General features: G+C 61.3%; 2 protein-coding genes. Both read left to right on the top strand.

From position 1 onward, the window contains the following. A partial coding sequence (locus tag VZ95_RS15885) for a ribbon-helix-helix domain-containing protein (RefSeq protein WP_332308112.1) occupies window positions 1–313 on the top strand: 313 nt, incomplete at its 5' end. Window positions 314–365: 52 nt separating this feature from the next. Next, the gene (locus VZ95_RS15880) at window positions 366–2,120 is read left to right on the top strand and encodes an ABC-F family ATP-binding cassette domain-containing protein (RefSeq protein WP_232302699.1); all 1,755 of its coding nucleotides are present in this window, start codon (window positions 366–368) and stop codon (window positions 2,118–2,120) included. Window positions 2,121–2,313 lie beyond the last annotated feature (193 nt).

Below are 2,313 nucleotides of genomic sequence, written 5' to 3'. Positions count from 1 at the left end.
CGCCCCCGCCGCCGGAACCGAGGGTTGCGCCATGACCGGATTTCACGAAGCCCTGCGCTCTGGGACGCCCCGCGACCGTGCCCCCGTTTCGGCGACCGATCCGGCCCGGCTGGTGAAACGCTCGGTCGTCGTCGCCGGGCACCGAACGAGCGTTTCGCTGGAGGATGCTTTTTGGGCGGAGTTGCGCCGCGTCGCCGCCGCCCGCCACACCAGCATCAATGGGCTCATCGCCGAGATCGATGAAAACCGCTCCGGCAATCTTTCCTCGGCGATCCGCGTGTTCTTGCTGCTGAACCGGGTTCAAGAAACCTAAAGCGTGCGCTGCAACCTTGACCTAAGGCGAGGCTAGGGCTACATCCCGCCCTATGGCTCTTCCCCCTCTGCTGGCACTGCGCGGCGCGACCGTTACCTTCGGCGCGAAACCGATTTTCAATGAGATTGATCTGGCGATTTCGCCGGGCGAACGCGCCTGCCTCGTCGGGCGCAACGGCTCGGGCAAATCGACCCTGCTGAAAGTGCTGGCCGGGGAAGTGGACCTGGATGCGGGCGAACGCTTCGTCCAACCGGGCACGCGCCTAGCCTATTTGCGGCAAGACCCGGATTTCGGCACGGCCAAGACCGTTGGCGATTATGCGCTAGCAGGCCTGCCGCCCGATGCCGGCCCCGAAGGCCCCGCGACGGTGGAAGCCGTTCTCGCCGCGCTAACGCTCGACGGCGCAAAGCTGGTCGAAGGCCTGTCCGGCGGGGAAGCGCGCCGGGCCGATATGGCGCGGGCCTTGGTGTCGCGTCCCGATATTCTGCTGCTCGACGAGCCGACCAACCATCTCGATTTGCCGACGATTGCTTGGCTTGAGGCCGAGCTTGCCGGGTTTCGCGGCGCGCTGTTGGTCATCAGCCACGATCGTGCCTTCCTGAAGGCCGTTGCGCGCCGAACCTTGTGGCTGGATCGCGGCTTCGTGCGGCGGCTCGATAAGGGCTATGAGGCGTTCGAGGAATGGTCCGAACAGGTGGTCGCCACCGAAGAGCAGCAGGCGCGCAAAGACGCCGCCAAGCTGAAGGAAGAAATGCGTTGGCTGCGCGAAGGCATCTCCGCCCGCCGACGGCGTAATATGGGCCGCGTCCGCGCGCTGTATGATCTGCGCGAGAAAATGTCGGAACGGCTCAAAGTGGCGGGCACGGTGAAAGCCGATATCGCCGCCACCGAGAGCGGCGGCACGATGGTCGCCGAAGCCGAGCATTTGCGTTACGAAATCGACCAGCCCCAGGCCGATGGCAGCATGCGGCGGCGCGTGCTCATCCCCGATTTCAACTTCCGCCTTGTGCGCGGCGCGCGGGTTGGCCTGATCGGCCCGAATGGCGCCGGTAAAACGACGCTGCTGAAGATTTTGCTGGGGCAATTGCGCCCGACCAGCGGCAAAATCCGCATCGGCTTCGGCATCGAGCCGGTGTACTTCGACCAGAAGCGCGAGCAGTTGGACCCGGACGATACGCCCTGGCGCATTCTGTGCGAGGGCGGCGGCGATCAGGTCATCATCAATGGTCGCCCGAAGCATGTGGTCGGCTATTTGCAAGATTTCCTTTTTGCGCCCGAACAGGCCCATAGCCCGATCCGCAGCCTTTCCGGCGGCGAGAAGAACCGGCTGCTGCTGGCAAAGCTCTTTCTGCGCCCCGCCAATCTTCTCGTGCTCGACGAGCCAACCAACGATCTCGATCTGGAAACCCTGGATCTCTTGGAAGAAGTGTTGGCCGACTATCCCGGCACCGTGGTGCTCGTCAGCCATGACCGCGATTTTCTCGACCGGACCGTGACCGCGACGATTGCGTTTGATAGCGACGGCGAGGTGCGTGCCTATGCCGGCGGTTATTCCGATTGGCTCACCCAGCGGCCCGACGCGCCTATCGAAAAAACCGCCGCTAAATCGGCCGCAAAGGCCGAGCCCAGCGGCCCGAAAGCCCCCGCCACTAAACTGTCTTACAAAGATCAACGGGAGCGCGATCAACTCCCCAACCAAATTGAAGCAACGACAGTCGCACTCGCACAATTGGAGCAAAAAACTCGCGGATGCGTCTTTTTACACCAAAAGATCCTAAAGGCTTCGCGGATGCTTCGGCAAAATTAGAAACGTTACGCTCGCAGCTTGCAACGCTCGAAGACCGTTGGTTGGAGCTGGAAATGAAGGCAGAAACACTGGCGCAGGCGCGTTCGTAACCCAATCCTCCCATTTCTTTAGCGTTTTCTTAATAATGACAATCGTTTTATTGTTAATAAAAGCTTAATACAGAATTTATGCTTAAATTGTTTTGAACTCTTGC

Origin of the sequence: Elstera litoralis, assembly GCF_000963705.1 — a bacterium.
GTDB classification, from domain to species: domain Bacteria; phylum Pseudomonadota; class Alphaproteobacteria; order Elsterales; family Elsteraceae; genus Elstera; species Elstera litoralis.
Note: the sequence above shows the minus strand (reverse complement) of the source record. Positions and strands in the feature narration are given on the sequence as shown.

What these genes read in the sequence shown, in the direction of transcription:
- VZ95_RS15880 (WP_232302699.1), top strand. Translation starts at nt 366, where the DNA reads ATGGCTCTTCCCCCTCTGCTGGCACTGCGCGGCGCGACCGTTACCTTC.